This is a genomic window from Streptomyces cellostaticus, assembly GCF_023630175.1.
Classification (GTDB): domain Bacteria; phylum Actinomycetota; class Actinomycetes; order Streptomycetales; family Streptomycetaceae; genus Streptomyces; species Streptomyces cellostaticus_A.
The window spans coordinates 1-22,979 of the sequence record NZ_JALLIN010000058.1; the positions used below are offsets into that span (position 1 = coordinate 1).

At 74.0% G+C, this 22,979-nt stretch carries 17 protein-coding genes, 1 pseudogene and 1 riboswitch; of the genes and pseudogenes, 8 read left to right on the forward strand and 10 right to left on the reverse strand.

Translation table 11 applies throughout. The features are described from left to right. The 4 genes and pseudogenes from MXD57_RS28045 to MXD57_RS28060 form a co-directional block, all read right to left on the reverse strand. Positions 1-628 (reverse strand): annotated as a pseudogene (locus MXD57_RS28045) (hypothetical protein); the annotation flags it as partial. A gap of 170 nt (positions 629-798) precedes the next feature. Next, positions 799-1,977, reverse strand: a complete 1,179-nt coding sequence (locus MXD57_RS28050; RefSeq protein ID WP_250404935.1) for a vWA domain-containing protein — start codon at positions 1,975-1,977, stop codon at positions 799-801. Beyond that, positions 1,974-4,343, reverse strand: a complete 2,370-nt coding sequence (locus MXD57_RS28055) for a DUF5682 family protein (protein WP_250404937.1) — start codon at positions 4,341-4,343, stop codon at positions 1,974-1,976. The genes MXD57_RS28050 and MXD57_RS28055 overlap by 4 nt, the downstream gene beginning before the upstream one ends. Beyond that, positions 4,340-5,470, reverse strand: a complete 1,131-nt coding sequence (locus MXD57_RS28060; RefSeq protein WP_250404938.1) for an ATP-binding protein — start codon at positions 5,468-5,470, stop codon at positions 4,340-4,342. The genes MXD57_RS28055 and MXD57_RS28060 overlap by 4 nt, the downstream gene beginning before the upstream one ends. A gap of 132 nt (positions 5,471-5,602) precedes the next feature. On the opposite strand from MXD57_RS28060, the gene MXD57_RS28065 reads away from it, so the two are divergent. After that, entirely contained in the window at positions 5,603-6,964 is a 1,362-nt protein-coding gene (locus tag MXD57_RS28065; RefSeq protein ID WP_250404939.1) for an SWIM zinc finger family protein, read from the forward strand. Positions 6,965-7,050: 86 nt separating this feature from the next. After that, positions 7,051-8,688 carry a DUF5691 domain-containing protein gene (locus MXD57_RS28070; protein WP_250404940.1) on the forward strand — a complete coding sequence of 546 codons (1,638 nt, stop codon included), beginning with the start codon at positions 7,051-7,053 and terminating at the stop codon, positions 8,686-8,688. Between the two features lie 77 nt (positions 8,689-8,765). On the opposite strand, the gene MXD57_RS28075 is transcribed toward MXD57_RS28070, so the two are convergent. Next, positions 8,766-9,182, reverse strand: a complete 417-nt coding sequence (locus tag MXD57_RS28075; protein ID WP_250404942.1) for a cobalamin B12-binding domain-containing protein — start codon at positions 9,180-9,182, stop codon at positions 8,766-8,768. A 224-nt stretch (positions 9,183-9,406) separates the two neighbouring features. Here MXD57_RS28075 and MXD57_RS28080 point away from each other — a divergent pair, with 224 nt between their 5' ends. Both MXD57_RS28080 and MXD57_RS28085 read left to right on the forward strand, forming a co-directional pair. After that, positions 9,407-10,258, forward strand: a complete 852-nt coding sequence (locus tag MXD57_RS28080) for an esterase/lipase family protein (protein WP_250404944.1) — start codon at positions 9,407-9,409, stop codon at positions 10,256-10,258. A gap of 143 nt (positions 10,259-10,401) precedes the next feature. After that, the gene (locus tag MXD57_RS28085; protein ID WP_284506199.1) at positions 10,402-12,102 is read left to right on the forward strand and encodes a M23 family metallopeptidase; all 1,701 of its coding nucleotides are present in this window, start codon (positions 10,402-10,404) and stop codon (positions 12,100-12,102) included. 202 nt (positions 12,103-12,304) lie between these two features. Here MXD57_RS28085 and pcrA read toward each other — a convergent pair whose 3' ends face one another. Further along, positions 12,305-14,785 carry a DNA helicase PcrA gene (pcrA, locus tag MXD57_RS28090; protein WP_250404947.1) on the reverse strand — a complete coding sequence of 827 codons (2,481 nt, stop codon included), beginning with the start codon at positions 14,783-14,785 and terminating at the stop codon, positions 12,305-12,307. A gap of 298 nt (positions 14,786-15,083) precedes the next feature. Further along, positions 15,084-15,241: riboswitch (cyclic di-AMP (ydaO/yuaA leader) on the forward strand. Between the two features lie 8 nt (positions 15,242-15,249). Here pcrA and MXD57_RS28095 point away from each other — a divergent pair. After that, positions 15,250-16,398, forward strand: a complete 1,149-nt coding sequence (locus MXD57_RS28095) for a C40 family peptidase (protein ID WP_250404949.1) — start codon at positions 15,250-15,252, stop codon at positions 16,396-16,398. A gap of 222 nt (positions 16,399-16,620) precedes the next feature. On the opposite strand, the gene MXD57_RS28100 is transcribed toward MXD57_RS28095, so the two are convergent. Then, positions 16,621-16,974, reverse strand: a complete 354-nt coding sequence (locus tag MXD57_RS28100; protein ID WP_250404951.1) for a hypothetical protein — start codon at positions 16,972-16,974, stop codon at positions 16,621-16,623. Between the two features lie 423 nt (positions 16,975-17,397). Between MXD57_RS28100 and MXD57_RS28105 the strand changes: the two genes are divergently transcribed. After that, positions 17,398-18,441, forward strand: coding sequence for a C40 family peptidase (locus MXD57_RS28105; RefSeq protein ID WP_250404982.1), 1,044 nt, complete (start codon positions 17,398-17,400; stop codon positions 18,439-18,441). 15 nt (positions 18,442-18,456) lie between these two features. Here MXD57_RS28105 and MXD57_RS28110 read toward each other — a convergent pair whose 3' ends face one another. Next, positions 18,457-19,173 carry a LuxR C-terminal-related transcriptional regulator gene (locus tag MXD57_RS28110; protein WP_250404952.1) on the reverse strand — a complete coding sequence of 239 codons (717 nt, stop codon included), beginning with the start codon at positions 19,171-19,173 and terminating at the stop codon, positions 18,457-18,459. After that, positions 19,170-20,495 carry an ATP-binding protein gene (locus tag MXD57_RS28115; RefSeq protein WP_250404955.1) on the reverse strand — a complete coding sequence of 442 codons (1,326 nt, stop codon included), beginning with the start codon at positions 20,493-20,495 and terminating at the stop codon, positions 19,170-19,172. Before MXD57_RS28115 ends, MXD57_RS28110 begins: the two co-directional genes overlap by 4 nt. A gap of 189 nt (positions 20,496-20,684) precedes the next feature. On the opposite strand from MXD57_RS28115, the gene MXD57_RS28120 reads away from it, so the two are divergent. Together MXD57_RS28120 and MXD57_RS28125 are read left to right on the forward strand one after the other, a co-directional pair. Then, on the forward strand, positions 20,685-22,157 hold the full coding sequence (locus MXD57_RS28120; protein ID WP_250404957.1) for a PspC domain-containing protein: 1,473 nt from the start codon (positions 20,685-20,687) through the stop codon (positions 22,155-22,157). Continuing rightward, positions 22,144-22,359 carry a hypothetical protein gene (locus tag MXD57_RS28125; protein ID WP_250404959.1) on the forward strand — a complete coding sequence of 72 codons (216 nt, stop codon included), beginning with the start codon at positions 22,144-22,146 and terminating at the stop codon, positions 22,357-22,359. Before MXD57_RS28120 ends, MXD57_RS28125 begins: the two co-directional genes overlap by 14 nt. Here MXD57_RS28125 and MXD57_RS28130 read toward each other — a convergent pair. Further along, positions 22,350-22,880 carry a DoxX family protein gene (locus tag MXD57_RS28130; protein WP_250404961.1) on the reverse strand — a complete coding sequence of 177 codons (531 nt, stop codon included), beginning with the start codon at positions 22,878-22,880 and terminating at the stop codon, positions 22,350-22,352. The two genes, MXD57_RS28125 and MXD57_RS28130, sit on opposite strands and share 10 nt — an antisense overlap. Positions 22,881-22,979 lie beyond the last annotated feature (99 nt).

The window sequence follows — 22,979 nt, forward strand, 5'->3', positions numbered from 1 at the left end:
CCGCGGCGCCGTGCCGCTCCGCCGCGGGTTCGGAGGTGACCGGCGCGGACGGCTGGTGCACGGGCAGCCGCTCGGAGACTCCGGGGAGTCCCGGCACCTGCAGGGGGGAGGTCGCGGGCAGCGCGGCGGCCCGTGCCTCCTCGAGCGTGCCGGCCGTCTCGCGCACGACGGCGCGCACCGGTGTGACGACCCGTTCGCCGGCCTCCTCGACCGAGGTGACGGGCTGTTCGGCGACCGTGCCGCCGATGACTCCTCGCACGGCGGTGGCGGCCCGTTCGGCGACGGCCCCTTCCGTGACGGCCCCTTCCGTGACGGTTCGTTCGGTGACGGTCTCTGAGGTGACGGCCGCGGCCCTGACGGACTCTGCCGTGACGGAGCGGGCGTTCGCCTCGGTACCGGACCCGGCCGTGACGGACTTCGCCGTGCCGGACTGCGCCGTGCCGGACCCGGCCGTGACGGCACCCGCCTCGACGGCCGGCACGTCCTCGTCAACGGTCCGCGGCAGCACCGAACCCACCGGGTTGGTGGGCGTGCCCTCGGCCGCGCGGGCCTGCCCCCCGCAGAGGAAGCCGACAGCGAGCAGTCCACCGAGCAGCAGCACCAGTTGGAGCGCACGCCGCCCGGCCACGGCGCGCACTGTGCGCACTGCGGTCCCGAACGGAGCTGCTGTCAGGGTCAAGAGGCGTGGACTTCCTCGGTTCGGCAGGTGAAGGCGGCGTAGATACTCGCACGCACGGCCCGAGATCGCGCAAGCCCCCCGTTACCAATGAGTAGCCAAGTCCCTTTTCTCATGCTCCGTCAGACGGTGTCCGGTATCGGCAGTGGACGCTTCTCGATCGCGGCGGCCATCACCTCCGGGAACAGGTCGGGCGTGCAGGCGAACGCCGGTGCGCCGAGCGCCGAAAGCGCCGCCGCGTGATCCCGGTCGTACGCCGGCGCTCCTTCGTCCGACAGCGCGAGCAGGGTGACGAACTGCACCCCGGACGCCTTCATGGCGGCGACCCGCTTGAGCATCTCGTCGCGTATGCCGCCCTCGTAGAGGTCGCTGATCAGCACGACCACCGTCTCGGCGGGCCGGGTGATCCGCTCCTGGCAGTGGGCCAGGGCCCGGTTGATGTCCGTGCCGCCGCCGAGCTGGGTGCCGAAGAGCACGTCGACCGGGTCGTCCAGTTGGTCGGTGAGGTCCACGACCGCCGTGTCGAAGACGACGAGCCGGGTGTCGATCGACCGCATCGAGGCCAGCACCGCCCCGAACACGGACGCGTGGACCACGGACGCCGCCATCGAGCCCGACTGGTCGACGCAGAGGACGACCTCCTTCCTCACGGACCGTGCGGCCCGCCCGTACCCGACGAGCCGCTCCGGCACGACCGTGCGGAACTCGGGCAGGTAGTGCCTGAGGTTGGCCGCGACGGTGCGGTTCCAGTCGATGTCGTGGTGGCGAGGCCGGCTCACCCGCGCGCTGCGGTCGAGGGCACCGGTGAGGGTGGCCCGGGTCCGGGCCGCGAGCCTCTTCTCCAGGTCCTCGACCACCTTGCGCACCACCGCCCGTGCCGTCTCCCTGGTCGTCTCCGGCATGGCCTTGCCGAGCGAGAGCAGCGTGCCGACCAGATGCACGTCGGCCTCGACCGCCTCCAGCATCTCCGGCTCCAGCAGCAGGGACGCGAGCCCCAGCCGGTCGATGGCGTCGCGCTGCATGACCTGGACCACGGAGGAGGGGAAGTAGGTGCGGATGTCGCCCAGCCAGCGGGCCACGGAGGGCGCCGAGGCGCCCAGGCCCGCCGAACGGTCCCGCCCTCCCCGCGGTCTGTCGCCCTTGCCGTACAGGGCGGCGAGCGTCGCGTCCATCGCCGCGTCCCGGCCGGACAGCGCGCACCCCGTGCCGTCGGCCCGGTCGCCGCCGAGCACCAGCCGCCAGCGCCGCAGCCGCTCCGGTGCCGGGTCGGCGGATTCCGTCGGCAGGGGTTCGCCGGTCATGCGCACACTCCCGTCGGGCAGTGGTCGTCGGTCGTCGTGGTGCCGCCGCCCGGGTCCGGGCCGAGCAGCAGCCGCAGCACGGGCAGCACGGCGGCGGCGCGCGCGGCGTCCGGTTCGGCGGCGAAGCCGGGTACGGCCGCCGCCCGGGCCGTACGGGCCGGGCCCGCTCCGGGGCCACGGCGCACCAGTTCCCCGAGGGTTCTGCGCACGCCCGGCTCGTACGCCGCGAACGTGCGCCGCAGCAGCGGGAGCACGTCGGTGAAGGCGTCCGCGGGGACACCGGTCAGCCAGGCGTCGACCAGGCCGAGCAGCCGTTCGTCGTGGACCAGCAGCATGCCGCCCCCGCCCCCGGCGAAGCCCTCGATCCAGGCCGCCGCGTCGGCGGGCGGGGTGCCCGGGGAGAGCACGAGGCCCATCAGCCGGGCCGCCTCCCCGGGCTCCAGTCCGCCGTCGTCCAGCAGCAGCCGCACGGCCCGCCCGCGGACGACGCCGGACACGGTGTCCCGCGTGGCCAGGGTCCGCAGCACGGCGCGCCACCGGCCGCGCAGGTCCCCGCGCCCGGCGGCCGGGCTGCCCGCCAGGGTCTCCGCGAGCAGGCCGACGGCCGTGTGCACGGCGTCCACGTGGCCGCGCATCTCCCACGCCGCGTCCGGGTCCAGGGCGGCGCAGGCAGGGGGCAGGCCGACGAAGACCCGCTCGGCGAGGCCCGCCGCGACACCGGCCAGCGCTCCGGTGTCGGTGCCGCGCACGTCGCCGTAGCGCAGGGAACGGACGAGGGCCGGCAGGGCGTGGGCGAGGTGACCGACGTCCGTGTCGAGGGCCGCCCGGTCGGCGAGCGCCCGCATCACCGCGGGCAGTGCCGCGGGCAGCCCGGCGAGCAGGCAGTGCTCGGCGAGGGCGGTGACGTCGGCGAGGGCGCGCGCGGCGAGCGCGTCGGCCTCGGCCTTCGCCGTGGCCGCGGCGCGCACGGTCGTCCCCCACACCCCCGCCTCGGCGACCCGCACCGACAGCTCCGGTTCCCAGCGCAGCCGCCAGGTCTCCCGGAAGGTGCCCGTGCTCCCCCGGGACTCGACGGGCTCGCCCCAGCCGACGCCGAGCAGCCGCAGCCGGTGCAGCAGCCTGCCGCGGCCGGCGTCGGTGTCCTTGCGCAGGTCGAGCTCCAGCTCCCGCTGCGGAGCCTCCGGCTTCAGCCGCAGCCTGCGCTGCTCCCGGGCCAGGTCGCGCTGCAGGGGCACCGCGGGTGCCGTCCGCGGCACCTCGCCCAGCAGGTCGCCGACCACCAGCCGGTCGTGCACCAGCGCCAGCGGCACGTCGGACCCGTCGCACATCACCGCGCGCACGGCGTCCGTGGTCTCGCTCAGGCCGGGCAGCGGGCGGCCGCGCATCGCCGCGAGGGCGCCGGCGAGCCGTACGGCCTCGATGACGTGCGCGGCGGACACCATCCGGTCCTCGGCGCGCAGCAGTCGCGCCACCTCGGTCAGCCAGCGCTCGACCGGCCGGTCCGGTGCCCGGAACAGATGGCCGTACCAGCCCGGCGAGTCGATGCCGGCGCCGTAGCCGCTCGATCGTGCCAGCCTGCGGTGCGTCCACGGCACCCACGTCAGGTCGGCCCTGACCTTGGGCAGGCCCTTGAGCAGTGCCCGGTCGGCGGTGACGGTGGTCCCCTCCCGCAGCGCGGGCACGTGCCACGCGCCGCACACGACGGCCACCGCGGGGCCGAACTCCCTGCGCGCGGCCCGCACCCGGAGCCGCATGTGGGCCTCCCGCACCAGGTCGCGCGGTCTGCCGCCGGCGCCGTACCGCTCCCGCAGCGCGGCCATGGCCTCCGCCAGCGCGGCGAACGGCGCGAAGGGGTCCCGGGGCCCGGCGCCCCGGTGTTCGACGACGTCCTCCCACCAGCGCTCGGGATCGTCGTGACCGGCGGTCCCGGCGAGCACCGAGAGCGGGTCGACGCGCGGATCGTCCTCCGGGCCCTGCCCGCCCCCGGCGCCGGACGGGGTCGGCGCCTCGGCGTCCCAGGCCAGCGTGTGCGCCGCCGGCAGGTCGATGAAGCGGACCGGGACACCGTGCTCCAGGGCCCAGCGGATCGCCACCCACTCGGGGCTGAACTCGGCCATGGGCCAGAACGCCGAGCGGCCGGGCTCGTCCACGGCGTGGGCGAGCAGGGCGACCGGGGGCCGCATGTCCGGGTCGGCGGCCAGCTCGACCAGCGGGTCGGCCTCGGGCGGTCCCTCGACGAGTACCACCCCGGGCCGGGCGGCCTCCAGGGCCTCGCGCACCGCGCGCGCCGAGCCGGGCCCGTGATGCCGTACGCCCAGCAGCAGCGGCCCGGAGCCGTACGCGCCGTCCCGGGCGGCGTCGCTCACGCGCTCACCTCCCGGCAGGCCCGGTAGAAGTCCTTCCAGCCGTCGCGCTCGCGCACGACCGTCTCCAGGTACTCCTGCCAGATCACCCGGTCGGCCGCCGGGTCGCGGACGACGGCGCCGAGGATGCCGGCGGCGACATCGCCCGCGCGCAGCACGCCGTCACCGAAGTGGGCCGCCAGGGCCAGGCCGCTGGTCACGACGGAGATGGCCTCGGCCGTGGACAGCGTGCCGCTCGGCGACTTCAGCTTCGTGCGGCCGTCGGCGGTCACGCCGTCGCGCAGCTCGCGGAAGACGGTCACCACCCGGCGGATCTCGTCGATGCCGTCGGGCGCGGCGGGCAGGTCGAGGGAGCGGCCGATCTGCTCCACCCGCCGGGTGACGATGTCGACCTCGGCGTCGGGGCTCTCCGGGAGCGGCAGCACCACGGTGTTGAAGCGGCGGCGCAGGGCGCTGGAGAGGTCGTTGACGCCGCGGTCGCGGTCGTTGGCGGTGGCGATGAGGTTGAAGCCGCGGACCGCCTGCACCTCCTGTCCCAGCTCCGGGACCGGCAGCGTCTTCTCGGACAGGATCGTGATCAGGGTGTCCTGGACGTCGGCCGGGACACGGGTCAGCTCCTCCACCCGGGCCGTCATGCCCTCGGCCATGGCCCGCATGACGGGGCTGGGCACGAGGGCGTCCCGGCTGGGGCCGTGGGCGAGGAGCCGCGCGTAGTTCCAGCCGTAGCGGATCGCCTCCTCGGGCGTGCCCGCCGTGCCCTGCACCAGCAGGGTCGAGTCGCCGCTCACGGCGGCCGCCAGGTGCTCCGACACCCAGGTCTTGGCCGTGCCGGGCACCCCGAGCAGGAGCAGGGCGCGGTCGGTGGCGAGGGTGGTGACGGCGACCTCGACGATACGGCGCGGGCCCACGTACTTCGGCGTGATCACGGTGCCGTCCGGCAGGACGCCGCCGAGCAGGTAGGTCGCCACCGCCCACGGCGACAGTCTCCAGCGGGCCGGGCGCGGGCGGTCGTCCTGGGCGGCGAGCGCGGCGAGTTCGGCGGCGAAGGCGTGCTCGGCGTGCGGCCGCAAGGCCTGCGCGTCCTGTTCCACGCTCGCGTCGACGGACATCCGTTCCACGGACACAGACATGGCTGAGGCCCCCTCCAGCTCGGCCGGTTCGGATCTGGGTCCCACCGTGCACCACCCCACTGACAATCACCCTGACCTGCACGAACACGCCCGCAGGGTCGATTGTCAGTGGGGGGACCTACCGTCGTTTCCATGACTGAGCAGGGGGTGCGCCGGACCGCGGAAGAGGTGCTGGCCCTGGCGCCTGACGCCGCGTCACGCAAGGCGGGGAGCAGGCTGGGCGCGGCCGGGCCGTGGTCCGGTACGGGGAGCGGGGAGGGGACGGTGTGGGGGCTGTGCGAGGGCAGCGGCAGCAGGCCGTACCGGACGGTGGTGGACCTCGCGGGCACCGCCGGCCCCGGATACAAGTGCAGTTGCCCGAGCCGTAGGTCCCCCTGCAAGCACGCCCTGGGCCTGCTCCTGCTGTGGGCGGACGGGGAGGGCTCGGTGCCGGTGGCGGCCGGGCCCCCGGACTGGGCCGGGCAGTGGCTCGCGGGCCGGCGCGAGCGCGCGGAGCACCGGCGGGCCGGGGGCGGGGCTACGGCGTCCGGGTCCGCGGATTCCGAGGCGGCGCGGCGGCGGGCGGAGCGCCGTGCCGAGCGGGTCACGGCGGGCGCCGCGGAGCTGGAGCAGCGCCTGGCGGATCTGCTGCGCGACGGCCTGGCCGCGGCCGAGCAGCCGGGGTACGGCCTGTGGGAGGAGACCGCGGCGCGCATGGTCGACGCGCAGGCGCCGGGACTCGCATCGCGCGTCAGGGAGTTGGGGGCGATACCGGCCTCCGGTTCGGGCTGGCCGGCGCGGCTGCTGGAGGAGAGCGCCCTGCTGCACCTCCTCGACCAGGGCTGGCTGCGCCGCGACGGCCTGCCGGACGCCCTCGCGGCCACGATCCGCTCCCGGATCGGCCTGCCCGCGGCACCGGAGGGCCCGCCGCTGCGCGACCGCTGGCTGGTCCTCGCGCAGTACGACACGTCCGACGTCAGACTGACGACGCGCCGGACATGGCTGCGCGGTGCCGAGTCGGGCCTGACCCGGCTGCTCCTCTCCTACGGGGCGGCCGGCCGGGCACCGGAGCTGTCGCTGCCGGTCGGTCTCGCGCTGGACGCGGACCTGTGCGTGCTCCCGGGCGCCGGTCAGGTACGGGCGGTCCTGGGCGAGCAGTACGGCCCGCCCGCGCCCGCCGCGCCGCGCCCGCCCGGTGGGACCACCTCCGAGGCCGCGGCGCGCTACGGCGAGGCGCTGGGCGCGGACCCCTGGCTGGACTCGGTCCCGGTGACGCTGGACCGCGTCGTGCCCGCCCAGGACACGGATGCGGGCGGCGCCTGGCAACTGGCCGACGCCGAGGCCGACTCGGCGCTGCCGCTCACCGAGGCGTTCCGTTCCGGCCCCGGCCTGTGGCGCCTGATCGCCCTGTCCGGCGGCGCCCCCGTGCGGGTCTTCGGCGAGTGCGGCCACCGCGGCTTCACCCCGCTGACGGCGTGGCCCGAGGGGCCGGGCGATGCGGTGACGCTGTGCTGACCGGGACCGGCCGGCGGCCGAGGTGCGGGGCGGCGCCCGCAGCGATGGAAGAGGAAGAAGAAGAGGAAGAAGAGGAAGGGGACGTCATGCACGGACCGCCGGCCACCCGGAACGGCGAGGCCCCCTGGGAGGAACTGGTCACCGCCGCCCTGCTCGGCACCGCCCGGCGCCCCCCGGCCACGGCCGCCGGGCGGGAGGCGCCCTTGGCGCTGCTGGACGCCGCCGCCGTGGCGACCGTGCGACGGCGGGCGGGCCTGCGGCCCGGTCCGGCGGCACGGCGGCCGGAGCCCGCCCCCGAGGACCCGCGTCCGGCGCTGCCCGCGGCCGCGGCCCGCCGGCTCGCCTCGCTGCTGGCCGACCGTTCCGGCGCCGCGGGCGGCGGCCGGCGGAGCGGCTCGCCGGACCTCATGGAACTGCTCCCGCAGTGGCTGGCGGCGGCCTGCGCCCACGGCTACGCGCCCCCCGCCCAGGCGCTGCCCGCCCTGCTGGACGCCGCCCGGGGCCGTACCGACCTGCGGCCGGCGGCGCTGGCGTTCGCCGGGCCGCGGGCGTTGTGGCTGGCCCGGCTCAACCCGGACTGGCGGTTCGCCCTGCGCGCGGCACCGGGCGGTGGCGTGGCACCGCCCGACGCCGCGGACGGTGCCGCGGTGCTCCGGCTGTGGCAGGAAGGGCTGTTCGCCGAGCGGGTCGCGCTGCTGGGCGCACTGCGGGCCGGTACGCCCGCCGTCGCGCGGGAACTGCTGGAGGGGACCTGGTCGACGGAGCGGGCGGAGGACCGCCTGATGTTCCTCGACTCGCTGCGCGCGGGCCTGTCGGCCGAGGACGAGCCCTTCCTAGAACGGGCGTTGGGCGACCGTAGCCGCAACGTTCGTGCGACGGCGGCGGAGTTGCTGTCGTCGCTGCCGGGTTCGGCGCTCGCCGGACGCATGGCGGGCCGGGCCGCGGCGTGTGTGGCCGTGGACCGCACGGCGGCCTCGCCCACGCTCGTCGTGGAGGCACCGCACGAGTGCGACCCGGGCATGGAACGGGACGGTGTGGCGGCCACGCCTCCCACCGGCCGGGGGGAGAGGTCCTGGTGGCTGGCCCAGTTGGTGGAGGCGGCACCGCTGGGGGTCTGGCCCGGGCGGCTCGGCGGCCGCGCTCCGGAGCAGATCGTGGCGCTGCCGGTGGCCGACGGCTGGCAGGGCGAGCTGCACGCCGCGTGGTGCCGGGCGGCGGTGCGGCAGCGGGACGCCGAGTGGTCGAGGGTGCTGCTCGGCTCCCCGTCGGCCCCCGAGGCAGGCGGGCCCGGGGCGGTGTCCCTGGCGGAGCGGGCGAGGCTGCTGACGGCGCTCGACGCCGGTGAACGGGCCGAGTGGGTGGCGGGGTTCATCGCGACCCACGGCCTGTCGGAGGCGTTCCAGTTGCTCGGAGTGTGCGCGGTCCCCTGGGCCGCCCCACTCGGCCGGGCCGTGGTGGACGCCCTCGACATCGCGCGGGACGCCGGCAGTTACCCCTGGAGTTTCAGCGGGGTGATGGGGCTGGCCGAGCGGTGCCTGGATCCGGCGGAGGCCACCCGCCTCGACGGCCTGCTGGCGATACCGGACGAGCGGGAGGACGCCTCACCGGGCGCCGGGGGGTACTGGGCCGAGGCGTTCCAGCGGCTCGTCACCACCCTGCGGCTGCGGGCGGCGATGGCCGGGGAACTGGCACCGGACGGAGCACCCGGCCCGTCCGGGGTCTGAGAGGGGGAACCGTTCGTTGAAGGCTCCGGGGGCGCGCCCCGGAGCCGTACGGCGCCCCGCGTCCATGTCGGCCCGGTTCAGGAAGCGGCCGGCTGACGCACGTTCTCCCGCACCCACTCCACGATCGTCCCGGTGGTCGCTCCCGGCGTGAAGATCCCCGCGACGCCCTTGTCCTTCAGCGGCGCGATGTCCTCCTCGGGGATGATGCCGCCCCCGAAGACGATGATGTCCTCGGCGTCGCGCTCCTTGAGGAGATCGATGACGGCGGCGAAGAGCGTGTTGTGGGCACCCGAGAGGATCGACAGGCCGATCGCGTCGGCGTCCTCCTGGATCGCGGTGTCGACGATCTGCTCCGGCGTCTGGTGGAGCCCGGTGTAGATGACCTCCATGCCGGCGTCGCGCAGCGCACGCGCGATGACCTTGGCCCCGCGATCGTGGCCGTCGAGCCCCGGCTTGGCCACAACCACGCGGATCGGACCGGCTGCCACACCCATCACTGCCTCCATCAGACGACCCCGGAAGCGATCGCTTCCGTCCGTAACGACAAGTACCGCACTTTTGGCGCGTTCCGCCACCCGTCGCGAAGTGAACGAACGTTATCGCCAGCATCCCGCAACCGGCGGTTTCGCGGTGCGCGGGGAGGGGGAAATCACATGATGGGACATGAGGGCACGCGGGGGACCGAGCCGCCCCCCACGTGCCGACTGGAGGTCGGCCAATGAAGGTCACCGGGGTACTGCCGCTCGTCCTCCCGCTCTACCGGCGCCTGTGGCCCGGCAGACTGGTCGATCTCTCCATGACCCTGCTCAAGGCGACCGCACTGGAAGCCGCGATCCTGGCCGGGCATCTGCTGCTGTATCCCACCGGCCTCACCCAGGAACGCCGCGGCCCCGCGCCCTCCGCCCAGGACGGCACCACCCGGCTGCCGGACAGGCACGGACCGCCGGTCGTGCTGCTGCACGGCTTCATCGACAACCGCTCGGTCTTCGTCCTGCTGCGCCGCAGCCTCGCGCGCAGCGGCCCGCAGCGGGTGGAGTCACTCAACTACTCTCCGTTGACGTGCGACATACGCATAGCCGCCGAGCTGCTGGGCCGGCACGTCGAGGAGATCTGCGAGCGCACCGGCAGCACCCGGGTCGACATCGTGGGCCACAGCCTCGGCGGCCTCATCGCGCGCTACTACACACAGTGCCTGGGCGGTGACGTCCGGGTGCGCACGCTCGTCACCCTCGGCACCCCGCACTCCGGAACCCGGGCGATGCCGCTGGCCAGCGCCCACCCGATCGTGCGGCAGATGCGGCCCGGCTCCGAGGTGATCGAGGAGCTGACCCGTCCGGCGCCCGGCTGCCGTACGCGGTTCGTCAGCTTCTGGAGCGACCTGGACTCGGTGATGGCCCCCCTGGAATCGGCCTGTATCGACCACCCCGACCTCGAGGTGCGCAACGTCCGGGTGACGGGCATCGGGCATCTCGCCCTGCCGGTGCACCCCGCCGTGGCCTCCGGGATACGCGAGGCCCTCGAGGGCGCTCCCGCCGGGAACCCGCTCGCCGACGGCGTGACGGTGGCGTGAGAGAGGCCGCCCCCGAGAGGCGGGCCGGGAGCGTTCACAGCCGGTGACACGGCCGCTCGGCAGTGACACAGCGTCATCCGATATCGAACATTCCTCGAACACAAAGCCAAACTCGCGTTCACGGTCCCCCGAATCACGGCCGAATGCCCGTTTCCGGCCCACGCGAAACCGGCCGACGATTGTCGCGCCCGCGTACCGCCGGGTACAGTCGCCGCACTGCTCTGGCAGCCACCGTTGTCGAGGCGAAAGAGAAGTTGGTGAACGACCGTCACCCGTCGGGGACCATGACCACCCCGACCCCGGCTTCCGACGCCTCCACCGGGCACTACGCGTACGGAACGCAGGAAGCCCAGTACGACGACCTCACCACGTCCGGTGGCTACGACGCCACCGGTTTCACGGCCGGCGGGACCGGCGCCTTCGCCGCCGACCCGCTCTTCGGCAGCCTCCCGGCAGACGAGCAGCACACGGGCGCCTACGACGGCACGCAGTGGCAGGCCGGTACGGGCCAGTTCACCCCGTACGACCCGTACGCCGCACAGCAGCACACCGCGTACGACACGGGCGGGTACGACACCACCGCCTGGACGGTCCCGGCGCAGGCCACGGGCAACGACGTCAGCGGCCAGTGGGACGCGAACGCCTGGCTGCAGCACGACCAGTCCGCCGCCGACCCCACCCAGCAGTGGCAGTGGGGCACCCAGACCTATGACACCGGCGTGTACGACGCCACGCAGTGGAACTCCGGCGACACGCCGGAGCGGCACGACCGGCTCGACACGGCGCACGATCAGCTTTCCGAGCCGTTCGACCAGGTCGCCGAGACGGGCGAGTTCGGCGAGTACACCGACGCGGGCGAGTACACCGACTCGGGCGAGTACACCGGGACCGGCGAGTACGCGGACACCGGCGACTGCACCGACGCCGTCGACTTCGGCGAGTACGCCGAACCCGGCGTGTACGCCGAACCCGGCGCGTTCGGGGAAACGGCCGCCGGGGACGGCGGGCCGGGCGACACGGGTGAACTGCCCGCCGTACCGGGTCTGCTCGACGACCAGGAGGGTCCCGCCGCGATCCCGGCTCCCCGCCCGGGCTCCCGCAGCGCGGCGCGTTCCCGTCGCCGTACGCCCCCCAAGCGCTCCGCGCTGCTGACCATCGCCGTGCCCTCGGCCTGCGTGATGGGGGTCGCCGGTATCGCCGCCGCCTCCGTCGGCGGCCTGACCGACGACGGCAAGGAATCGTCCGCCACCGCCTCGGACGCGCAGACGGTGAAACCGTCCGTCGCCAACAGCAAGCTGGACACCCAGCTCAGGACGCTCTCCGCCGGCGCGGACGACTTCGCCGACCGGGCCAGCCGTACGCAGGAACGCATCGACCTCAAGAACCAGCAGGAACTGCAGAAGAAGAAGGCCGCCGCCGAGGCCGCGCTCAAGGAGCGGCTGCGGCCCAAGTTCGCGGTCCCGGTCGCCCAGAAGGGGCTCAGCGCCTACTTCGGCCAGGCCGGTGTGAACTGGATGTCCGTGCACACGGGCATCGACTTCCCGGTCTCGTACGGCACCACGGTGATGGCCGCGACCGACGGCGTCGTCTCCACCAAGTGGAACAGCGCCTACGGCAACATGATGATCGTGACGGCGAAGGACGGCACGGAGACCTGGTACTGCCACCTCTCCAGCTACCGCGTCGCCTCCGGCACGGTCGTCAAGGCCGGCCAGCCGGTCGCCTACTCCGGCAATTCCGGCAACTCCACCGGACCGCACCTGCACTTCGAGGTCCGGCCGGCCGGCGGGGCGGCCATGGACCCGCTGCCGTGGCTGCGGAGCCACGGGCTGGACCCGAGCTGACCCCCGCGGAGACGGACGAATGACGTGAGCCCCGCCCGGGACCGGGCGGGGCTCACCTCGTCCGGTAGTCCAGCGGGTCGCCCGGTGCCGCGACCGGAACCAGTGCCGCGTCAGCCGAGGTTCGCCCCGTCTCGACGCCAAGCGGGCACACTCGCCGCACCGGACGCCGCTCCTCGACGGGCGAACCCTGGCTGACGCGGGACTAGAGCTTCTCGACGGGCGCGTACCGCAGCAGCAGCCGCTTCGGCTTGGTGTCCCCGAAGTCGATCGTCGCCTCGGCGTTGCCACCGGTGCCCTTGACCCCGACGACCGTGCCGAGTCCGAACTGGTCGTGCGTGACCCGGTCTCCGACGGCCAGGGCGACCACCGGCTTCTCGGCCGAGCGCCGGGTGGCGAACCCGGACGCGCCCGACGTGGCGGAGCGGGAGCGGGAGGAAGACAGCGACGCGGCGATCCCGGCGGCGGGCCCGGAGGACACCGGCGCCGCCGCACCGGTCCGCTTCCACTCCAGGTGCGCGGCCGGAATCTCCTCCAGGAAGCGCGAGGGGGGGTTGTACGACGGCTGGCCCCAGGCGCTGCGCATCGCCGACCGGGTGAGGTACAGCCGCTCCCGCGCGCGGGTGATGCCCACGTACGCCAGGCGCCGCTCCTCCTCCAGCTCCTTGGTCTGGCCGAGGGCGCGCATGTGCGGGAAGACGCCGTCCTCCATGCCGGTGAGGAAGACGACCGGGAACTCCAGGCCCTTGGCGGTGTGCAGGGTCATCAGGGTGATGACGCCGTCGCCGTCCTCCTCGTCGGGGATCTGGTCGGAGTCGGCGACCAGCGCCACCTGCTCCAGGAAGTCGGCGAGCGTGCCCGTCTCGCCCTCCCCGCGCTCCTGCTCGAACTCCAGCGCCACCGCGGCGAGTTCCTGGAGGTTCTCGATGCGGGTCTCGTCCTGCGGGTCGGTGGAGTTCTGCAGCTCGGCCAGGTAACCGGTGCGTTCGAGTATGGCCTCCAGCACCGTGGCCGGTCCGGCGCCGGACTCCACGACGGTCCGCAGGTCCTCCATCAGCGTGTTGAACCGCCTGACGGCGTTGGTGGAGCGCGCGGCCATGCCGTAGGCCTCGTCCACACGCTTGAGCGCCTGCGGGAAGCTGATCCGCTCGCGCTGGGAGAGGGCGTCGATCATCGCCTCGGCCCGCTCACCGATGCCGCGCTTGGGCACGTTGAGGATGCGGCGCAGCGGGACCGAGTCCTCGGGGTTGGCGAGGACACGCAGGTAGGCCAGGACGTCCCGGACCTCCTTGCGCTCGTAGAAGCGGACACCGCCGACGACCTTGTAGGGCAGGCCGACGCGGATGAAGACCTCCTCGAAGACGCGGGACTGGGCGTTGGTCCGGTAGAAGACGGCGACGTCCCCGGCCTTCGCCTCGCCCGCGTCGGTGAGGCGGTCTATCTCGTCGGCGACGAACTGCGCCTCGTCGTGCTCGGTGTCGGCGACGTAGCCGGTGATCCGCGCGCCCTGGCCGGCGTTGGTCCACAGGTTCTTCGGGCGGCGGGACTCGTTGCGCTCGATGACCGCGTTGGCGGCGGACAGGATGGTCTGCGTGGAGCGGTAGTTCTGCTCCAGCAGGATCGTCGTCGCGTCCGGGTAGTCCTCCTCGAACTGGAGGATGTTGCGGATCGTCGCGCCCCGGAAGGCGTAGATCGACTGGTCCGCGTCGCCCACCACGCAGAGCTCGGCGGGCGGCAGGTCGAACTCGCCGGGCGGCACGTCCTCGTCGTGCTGTCCGGTGCCCACCAGCTCCCGTACGAGGGCGTACTGGGCGTGGTTGGTGTCCTGGTACTCGTCGACCATGACGTGCCTGAAGCGGCGCCGGTAGTGCTCGGCCACGTCCGGGAAGGCGCGCAGCAGGTTGACCGTCGTCATGATCAGGTCGTCGAAGTCCAGCGCGTTGGCCTCGCGCAGCCGTGACTGGTAGAGCGCGTAGGCCTGGGCGAGGGTCTTCTCGAAGCCGTCGGCGGCCTGGGCGGCGAAGTCCTCCTCGTCGATCAGCTCGTTCTTCAGATTGCTGATCTTGGCGCTGAAGGACTTCGGCGGGAAGCGCTTGGGGTCGAGGTCGAGATCGCGGCAGACCAGGGCCATCAGGCGCTTGGAGTCGGCGGCGTCGTAGATCGAGAAGGACGACGTGAAGCCGAGCCGCTTGGACTCGCGCCGCAGGATGCGCACGCACGCGCTGTGGAAGGTCATCACCCACATCGCGCCGGCGCGCGGTCCGACGAGCTGTTCCACCCGCTCCTTCATCTCGCCCGCGGCCTTGTTGGTGAAGGTGATGGCGAGGATCTGGCCCGGGTGCACGTTCCGCGCGGCGAGCAGGTGGGCGATGCGGTGGGTGAGCACGCGGGTCTTGCCGGAGCCCGCGCCGGCGACGATGAGCAGCGGCGAGCCGGCGTGCACGACCGCGGCGCGCTGGTTGTCGTTCAGCCCCCGCAGCAGCGCGTCCGGGTCGATCACGGGACGCGGGGCACCGTCGCGGTAGTGGGTGTCCCGGTCCGGCGGCACGTCGAACTTCCCGCCGAACAGATCGTCCGGAAGGGGCTCCGGCGCGTGATCGTCCTCGGGCGGCGGCGGGGGCTCCTCCGCGTGCCCGCGAGGGGCCTGGAGGTCCGCCAGGAAGCTGTCGTCAAAGAGGCTGCTCATCGCTCTACGAGTCTAGGGGGCCGCACCGACAACCGGTCCCGGCACCGGAAAGTCGGCACCCGTGAGGTCCGCGACAGGACACGGCACCGGCGCGTCGGCCATCGCGGCACGAGCGCGGCCGAAATCCCTCACACTGCGAAAGCGCCCTGTCACGCCCGCGTGAAACCGGGCCCGGGGCACGGAAATGTATCGGACATATGACGCAGCAACCTTCACAGAAGTCACACGAGTTGGCTAGGTTGCCGTCGGGCCGCACGACCCCTACCGGCGAACCTCGCCGGGCCGCGCGGCCTCCGCCGAGTCCGGTGCGCCCCTTCGTGGCGGCCGGAGCCGGGGACCCACCGTTCCTGGGGTGAATCGGCCGACTCCCGCCCGGGACGACGCCATAGGGCAACCCTTCCGAACCACCCGCCCGAACCCGACAGCTAACCCGGTAGGCGGCACGTTGGAAGGAGTCGCCAGCCTTGGCGTCGCACCGCAAGCCGGGTCCCCCGGGGACCCGCGGGACGGACATCCGCACCCCCGTCCTGGCCACCGCCGCCCTCACCTCCGTCGCCGTCCTGTCCCAGACGGCCGGGGCCGCTTCGGCCCCCGCCTCCGCCACGGGCGACGGCAGGCCGAGCGCGGAGGAGATCGAGAAGAAGATCGACGAGCTCTACCGCAGGGCGGACCCGGAGGAGGAGACCGCGGCGGCGCCGCGGTCCCGCGCCGAGGCCCCGCCCGGGGAAACCCTCCGGCGTCCGGGGCTGTTCACGAAGGCCCGTGAGGGACTGGCCCCGTTCACGGCCGCCCCCGAGACGGCCGGCTCGCTGCTCGCGGAGTACCCGGAGGACCACTTCACCCAGAACCGGCTGATGAACCGGCTGGCCTCCCGGGTGAGGGGCACGGCCGAGCGCGGGAGGTCCCCCCGGGCCCCCGAGGAGCCCGCAGCCGCCCGGTACGACGTGAAGTCGGCCAAGACGGCCGTCCAGCACAAGCTCGCCACCTCCCGGGAACTGCTGTCCCGGCTCACGGCCCCGGCCGCGGAACCGGCTCGGGCACAGGCGCCCGCTCCGGTCCGAGCCCCGGACCCGGACCCGGATCCCGCTCCGGTCCCGGCCCCGCCCTCGGCCGAGGCTGCGCCTTCGGTCGCGGCCCCGGTCCCGGCGCCGGCCCCGGCCGTGGCTTCGCCCCCGGCCCCGGCCCCGGCTCCCGAGCGGCAGCCGTCCTCGGCGGTGCCGGTGAGCGTGCCGTCCGTCGTCCCGCCGGTCCCCGTCACCAAGGCCGAGAAGGCGATCGCCTTCGCCCGCGCCCAGATCGGCAAGCCGTACGTCTCGGGAGCGAGCGGGCCCGGCTCCTACGACTGCGCCGGCCTCACCCAGGCCGCCTGGAAGGCAGCCGGTGTCACCCTGCCGCGTACCGCGCGTGACCAGGCCGCCATGGGCACCGCGGTCCCGCTCACCGATGCGCGCCCCGGTGACCTGGTCTTCTTCCATGAAGACAGCAGCCATGTGGGCCTGTGCACGGGCGACGGGACCATGATCCACGCCCCGCGTCCCGGCGCGTACGTACGCGAGGAGCCGGTCCACCTGGCGGGAGAGTCGGTCGTCCACCGCGTGGTGCGGCCCGCCTGACGGTGCGCTTCCCGCGCCTGGCGCGCGTGCTGCGCGAGGCGCGGGCGCGACCGCTCCCCGGCGTCGGGCGCCCGCCCCTTCCCGGCTCCCCGGGTCCGCGTTCGTGGGGCGGTGCCCGCACCGGCGGCGGGGGCCGCCGGCATGGCGGGCGGTGTCGTGCCGGCGGGGCCGGCCGGGGCGGTGCGCGCGGCCCTCGCCGGCCCGGTCAAGGCGCGCCGAGCCTCACGTCCACAGCACCGCGATGAAGATGTTCGCCACGGTCAGCAGGCCGACGAGCCCGAAGACGCGCTTGTCCACCTTCTCCTCGTCGCGCTGCACGTAGACCAGGCCGAGGATCACGATCAGCAGGGCCAGCTTCACGCCGATCTTGAAGGTGTTGACGTGGTGGCCGTCGGCCTCGTTGAGCCCGACCAGGGCCACGCCGGTGACCAGCATGGTGAACGCGCCGTGCAGCATCCCGGGGACGAACCGGGCCGTGCCCTGGCCCATCGCCTTCATCTGGGTGAGGAAACCGCCGAGCAGCGCGGCGATGCCAATGATGTGCAGGCCGACGAGGAGATGGATGAGTACGTCCATGACCCCGGAGCCTATGAGGGGGTCCCGGGCGGCCGGACACCGGGCCCGCTCCCGCGGCCGTGCGGGCAGGGGGACCTCACACCTGTGCGCCGCATAGCACCACACGTCCCCAGTGGGTCCCTCAACGGACACTTCGGTCACCACACGGCGTGAAGTCGGCAGCATCGCCCCGTCCACATGATCACAGGCGGACGCGACCGGCCCGTCTCGGTCACTTCCGCACAGCGTGTTACCAACCTGTCACAGTCCGGCCTAGCGTCCTCCCCCAGGTGACCGGCTTCCCACCGCCGCCCGGGCCAGGGGCGGCCGCCGGACACCTCCGCCGAGAAAGGTCCGGCGGCGGCCCGTCCCCCTGTGCGGGAAGCCGCCGGACACCCCTACCGCTCGGCCGCAGAGGTTCCATGGAAGGACGTGACGGTCCAGGTGGCAGCGCACCGCAAGCCCCCACAGCGCTCACTCGGCGGCAACACGGCCCGCACGGCCGTCACCCTCGCCCTGGCGGGCGCGGCCACCGCGACGGCCTTCGAGGGCACGGGCAACGCCGAGCCGCGACTGACGCCGGCCGAGGTGAAGGCCAGGGTCGACAAGCTGTACCACGAGGCGGAGACCGCCACCGAGAAGTACAACGGGTCCAAGGAGAAGGCGGACTCCGCCCAGCGGCGGCTCAACTCGCTGCGGGACGAGACCGCCCGCAGGCAGCAGAAGCTCGACACGGCGCGTGACGCGCTCGGTTCACTGGCGGCGGCGCAGTACCGCGACGGCACGATCGCCCCCTCCTGGCAACTGGCGCTCTCCAGCCACCCGGACCGGTACCTCGACGGGGCCGCGTTCGCGGAACGGGCGGGCGACCGGCAGGCCGGCACGGTGGCACGGGTGCGGGAACAGCTCCGCGAGATCGAGCAGTTGCGCGGCGCCTCCCGCGTCGAGCTGAAGTCGCTGCGGTCGCGGCAGGCGGAGGTACGACGGCACAAGCGGACCGTCACCGGCAAGCTCGTCGAGGCCCGCAGGCTGCTGGCACGGCTCACTCCCCCGGAGCGTTCGCGGGTCGCGGGCGACGGCACCACCGGGCACTCCTCGCGCTCCACCCCGGAGCAGGCGGGGTCCGTCGCCGCCCCCGGCTCCCGCGCGGGCGCGGCCGTCGCCTACGCCTACCAGAAACTCGGGAGCCCGTACGTGTGGGGCGCGACCGGGCCCGACGCCTTCGACTGCTCGGGACTGGTGCAGGCCGCCTACCGCTCCGCCGGCGTCTCGCTGCCCCGCACCACCTACGCCCAGATCAACGCGGGCCGGCGTGTGCCCCGATCCCAGCTCCAGCCCGGCGACCTGGTCTTCTTCTACTCCGGCATCAGCCATGTCGGCATCTACATCGGCAACGGCCGGATGATCCACGCCCCGAACCCGTCGGCTCCGGTCCGGGTGGCCCCCGTCGACGAGATGCCGTTCGCGGGGGCGACCCGGGTGGCGTGAGGGCGCGGCCGCGGGTCAGACCAGCCGGCGTGCCGTGGCCCAGCGGGTCAGCTCGTGCCGGTTGGAGAGCTGGAGCTTGCGCAGGACCGCCGAGACATGGGACTCGACCGTCTTGACCGAGATGAAGAGCTGCTTGGCGATCTCCTTGTAGGCGTAGCCGCGGGCGATCAGGCGCAGCACCTCCCGCTCGCGCTGGGTGAGGCGGTCCAGGTCCTCGTCGACCGGCGGGGCGTCGGTGGAGGCGAACGCGTCGAGCACGAACCCGGCCAGACGCGGCGAGAAGACGGCGTCGCCCTCCTGGACCCGGAAGACCGAGTCGACCAGATCGGTGCCGGTGATGGTCTTGGTGACGTAGCCGCGGGCCCCGCCGCGGATCACGCCGATCACGTCCTCCGCGGCGTCGGAGACCGACAGGGCGAGGAACCGGACGGGCCGCTCGGCATCCGCCATCAACGCGGCGCACCGGCGGAGCACTTCGACGCCGCCACCGCCGGGCAGGTGGACGTCGAGCAGGACCACCTCGGGCCGGGTCGCGGTGATGACCGAGACAGCCTGGTCGACGTCCGCGGCCTCGCCGACCACCTCGACCCCGGTCTCGGCGGTCTGCCCGATCTCCGCCTGGACGCCGGTGCGGAACATACGGTGGTCGTCCACGAGCACCACGCGCACGTGCCGCCCCCCGGCCGGCTCCGCCGCTCCCGCCGTACCGTTCGCCTCGGTCGCGTCGCTCATGACGTCTTCTCCGCCCTCTCCATCTCCAGTTCGACCTCCGTGCCGCCGCCCGGCACCGACCGCAGCCGGGCCGTGCCGCCGTTGCGCTCCATGCGGCCGATGATCGATTCTCTGACACCCATGCGGTCGGCGGGTATCGAGTCGAGGTCGAAACCCGGGCCGCGGTCGCGGACCGACACGAACACCGTCCTCCCCTCGACCTCGGCGTACACCTGCACGGCACCGCCCTCGCCACCGTACTTGGCGGCGTTGACCATCGCCTCGCGCGCGGCCTGCATCTGCGCCCCGGTCCGTTCGTCGAGCGGGCAGTCGCCGACCACGACCACCTCGATGGGCACACCGTGCTTGTCCTCCACCTCGGCGGCGCTGCGCCGCACCGCCTCGGCGACCGTGTCGGGCTCGTCCGCCTCGTCCGTGCCGGTGCCCTCGGGCTTGTACAACCAGGTGCGCAGGTCCCGCTCCTGGGCCCGGGCCAGGCGGCGCACCTCGCCGGCGTTGTCGGCGTTGCGCTGGATCAGGGTGAGGGTGTGCAGCACCGAGTCGTGGACGTGGGCGGCGACCTCGGCGCGCTCCTGGGCGCGGATGCGCATCAGGCGTTCCTCGGACAGGTCCTGGGTCATCCGGACCAGATAGGGGCCGGCGAGCAGGGTGATGCCGACGAGGACGGCGAGCGCCGCCTGGAGGACCGCGCCGAGGTGGGCGGCCGAGCCCTGCATGACGAAGATGGCGGAGACACCGGCGGTGACCAGCAGGACTCCGACGCCCGCACGGAGCAGGCTGAGGGTGCGCCGGCGGCTGCCGACCTCGACCCAGCGGGCCCGGCGGGCGTTGTCCGCCTGGCGCCAGACGAGGGCGACACCGGCCGCCACCAGCACGGCGGGCAGCAGATACGCCCGGGCCCCGTTGGTCAGGTTGACGCTGCCCACGAAGACCATGGACACGATCACCATGAGGAGGAGGGCGACGATCTGCCCCTTGTCCGGTTTGCGGGCCACGAGTCTGCGGCGGCCCTCCGGCGAGGTCCCGGTGCCGACCAGCGGTGGCTTGTGGCCGCCGACACCGCCCACGCCGAGCGGCACGAAGAACCAGAACGCGGCGTACAGCAGCGCGCCCAGTCCGTTGGCCATGAACAGGCCGACGAAGGCGAGCCGGACCCAGATGACGGGCAGGCCGAGGTGCCCGGCGAGGCCCCGCGCCACTCCGCCGAGCCAGCGGCCGTCGCTGCTGCGGTAGAGCTTGCGCGGCGGCCGCGAGTCGTCGAGGGGCACTGCTGCGGCTTCCGGCATGCCATCGATGGTCACACGGCCTCGACGGCGGAGCATCAGGGTCCGCCCCCTAGACTCCCCTGATCTCCGGGCCGGCGGTCGCTTCCCCTCTCCGGGCCGGCGGTCGGGGCGGCCGGCCGCCGGCTGCCCCGCGCCTCCTCCCCCTCGTCCCTCCGGGCCGATCTCAGGGTTCGTCCAGGGTCATCCCGACTGCCCTCGCGAAGGACGGACCGTCACCATGGACACATGACGGATCACGAGCACGCCGCGACGGGTCCGGGACCCGGCCCCGGCCCGCGCCCGGCGCCGGGCACCGGGCCGACGGATGCCGCGCCCGCCGCGACGGGAGGGACGGGAGCGCCCGGAGCGGAGGGAGCCGCGGGCGCCCACGGCGGGACGACGACGGGGACGACGCAGCGGCAGACGGAGGAGCGGACGGAGGAGCAGGACCTCTCCGGGGTTCCGGGCCGCTTCCGGCGCGACCGCCGGCACAAGATGATCGCGGGCGTGTGCGCGGGGCTGGGACGGCAGGCCGACATGGACCCGGTGATCTTCCGGATCACCCTGTCCGTGCTGGCCGCGACCGGGGGCATCGGCCTCATCTTCTACGGCTTCGCCTGGCTGCTCGTACCGTACGAGGAGGAAGAGGAGAACGAGGTCCGCAGGCTGCTGACCGGGCGGGTCGACGGGCAGGCGCTGGCCGCCGTGCTGTTCGCCCTGGTCGGCTGCGGGACCTTCCTGACCATGCTGAGGAACGGCGGGGTGCTCGCCTTCGCCGCGGTGCTCTCCCTGCTGCTGGCCGGCGCCGGGTACTGGTCGCGGCACCGCGGTGCCGCCGACCCCGATCCACTCGCCGCGCAGGCCGCCGCCGACGCCCCGCCGGAGGCCAAGGCGCCGCCCGTCGTCACCCTTCACCACGCCTCCTGGTGGCGTGATCCCATCGTCAAGGACGGCACCCACGTCGGCGGCACCGGGTACCTGTGGGGCCCCTCCGACACCCCCGGCCGGGGCCCGGCCGTCGACCTCGGCGTCGATCTGCCCTGGGCCCATCCCGGCGCCCCGCGGCCGACGGTGCCGGGACCGCGCGGCCCGCGCTGGGTCGGCGGCTGGGTGTTCCTGTCCGCCCTGCTGGCCGGGGGCCTGGGTACCGGGCTGACCTGGGACACGCACCCGCTGGGCACCAGCCTCCAGACCGGCCTGTCCTGGGCACTCGTGGCGGTCGGCCTCGGTATCGCGGTCAGCTCGTTCCTGGGCCGGACGGGGGCCGGGTCGGTACTCCTGGCGATCGTCACCGCGGGCCTGCTGGCGGGCGCCACCGCCCTGCCGAAGGACATGGCGACCCACTGGGACCGGACGTCATGGAGACCGGCCGCGACGGCGGAGGTGCGGCCCGCCTACTCCGTGGGCACCGGTGTCGGCACCCTGGACCTGGCCCGGGTCCACCCCGGCAGAGGGCGGACGGTGAGCACCGACGCGCAGGTGGGCGCGGGGCAGCTCAAGGTGATCGTGCCGCGGGACGCGACCGTGCGGATGAGCATCGACGTGGGCGTGGGCGACATCCGGTTGCCCGGTGACAGCAGGAAGGACGTGGACGTGAAGCCGGGCAGGCACCAGGAGGTGACCCTGTCTCCGGCCGGGTCCGGGAGGAAGGCGGGCACGCTCAGGCTGGATCTCCGGGTGGGCGTCGGACAGGTGGAGGTCAGCCGTGCTGCGTCATGAGTTCCAGCCGGGCAGGCTGGTCACCGGTCTCTTCCTCACCGCCGCGGGCGGGATCTACGCCGCGGACGCGGCCGGGCTGTGGGACGTCCCGTGGTTCCTGATCGTTCCCCTGGTGGTGGGCGGCCTCTGCCTGGCCGGCGTCAGCGCGGCGGCGGCGCGCGGCGTCCGCAGACGGCGGGCCGCGCGCGATGGTCAGCGGTAGCCGCCCGCCCGGACCCGTCGGCGTGACCTGAGGGCGGCGTCGAGGGAGAGGTAGGGCGTTCCGGCGAGGACGAGGGGCAGCCAGGCCATCAGGTAGGCGAGGTCGTTGCCGTAGTAGTACGGCGTCGAGGCCCAGCTCACGGTCAGCCACAGGCTGAGCGAGATCAGCGCGCCGCCGAGGGCCGCCACCCGGCCGAGCAGCCCGAGCAGGGTGCCGATGCCGACGGCCACCTCGCCGAGGGCGATGGCGAGGCCGAAGCCGACCGGGTTCCTGAGTGCCAGGTCGATCAGGGCCGGGAGGGCGGCGGAGCCGCGGGCCGCGCGCATGGTGTCAGCGATGGACCCCGCGCCGCCGGACTGGAGGAAGACGCTGTCGGTGATCTTGCTGAGGCCGGCGTAGACGAAGGTCACGCCGAGGAAGACGCGAAGCGGGAGGAGGGCGTACCGGGTGGCCGTTTCCCGCCAGCCGCGCACACCGTTCAGATCGGAGGTGTAGGTGTCCGTCCGAATTCCCTGAGTCATCGCTGCCAGCCGCCTCTCACCTGCCGTGCCGGACCCCTCAATCGACGATACGTATGACGAACGGCAACCGTTCAATCCCCTATGGGACTCTTTCACCGC

Bases quoted from the DNA above. Each gene is read 5' to 3' on its own strand.
- MXD57_RS28085 (WP_284506199.1), top strand. From the start codon at position 10,402: ATGCCCGTTTCCGGCCCACGCGAAACCGGCCGACGATTGTCGCGCCCG.
- MXD57_RS28115 (WP_250404955.1), bottom strand. From the start codon at position 20,495: ATGCTCCGCCGTCGAGGCCGTGTGACCATCGATGGCATGCCGGAAGCC.
- MXD57_RS28080 (WP_250404944.1), top strand. From the start codon at position 9,407: ATGAAGGTCACCGGGGTACTGCCGCTCGTCCTCCCGCTCTACCGGCGC.
- MXD57_RS28075 (WP_250404942.1), bottom strand. From the start codon at position 9,182: ATGGGTGTGGCAGCCGGTCCGATCCGCGTGGTTGTGGCCAAGCCGGGG.
- MXD57_RS28110 (WP_250404952.1), bottom strand. From the start codon at position 19,173: ATGAGCGACGCGACCGAGGCGAACGGTACGGCGGGAGCGGCGGAGCCG.
- MXD57_RS28065 (WP_250404939.1), top strand. From the start codon at position 5,603: ATGACTGAGCAGGGGGTGCGCCGGACCGCGGAAGAGGTGCTGGCCCTG.
- MXD57_RS28100 (WP_250404951.1), bottom strand. From the start codon at position 16,974: ATGGACGTACTCATCCATCTCCTCGTCGGCCTGCACATCATTGGCATC.
- MXD57_RS28060 (WP_250404938.1), bottom strand. From the start codon at position 5,470: ATGTCTGTGTCCGTGGAACGGATGTCCGTCGACGCGAGCGTGGAACAG.
- pcrA (WP_250404947.1), bottom strand. From the start codon at position 14,785: ATGAGCAGCCTCTTTGACGACAGCTTCCTGGCGGACCTCCAGGCCCCT.
- MXD57_RS28050 (WP_250404935.1), bottom strand. From the start codon at position 1,977: ATGACCGGCGAACCCCTGCCGACGGAATCCGCCGACCCGGCACCGGAG.
- MXD57_RS28120 (WP_250404957.1), top strand. From the start codon at position 20,685: ATGACGGATCACGAGCACGCCGCGACGGGTCCGGGACCCGGCCCCGGC.
- MXD57_RS28070 (WP_250404940.1), top strand. From the start codon at position 7,051: ATGCACGGACCGCCGGCCACCCGGAACGGCGAGGCCCCCTGGGAGGAA.
- MXD57_RS28130 (WP_250404961.1), bottom strand. From the start codon at position 22,880: ATGACTCAGGGAATTCGGACGGACACCTACACCTCCGATCTGAACGGT.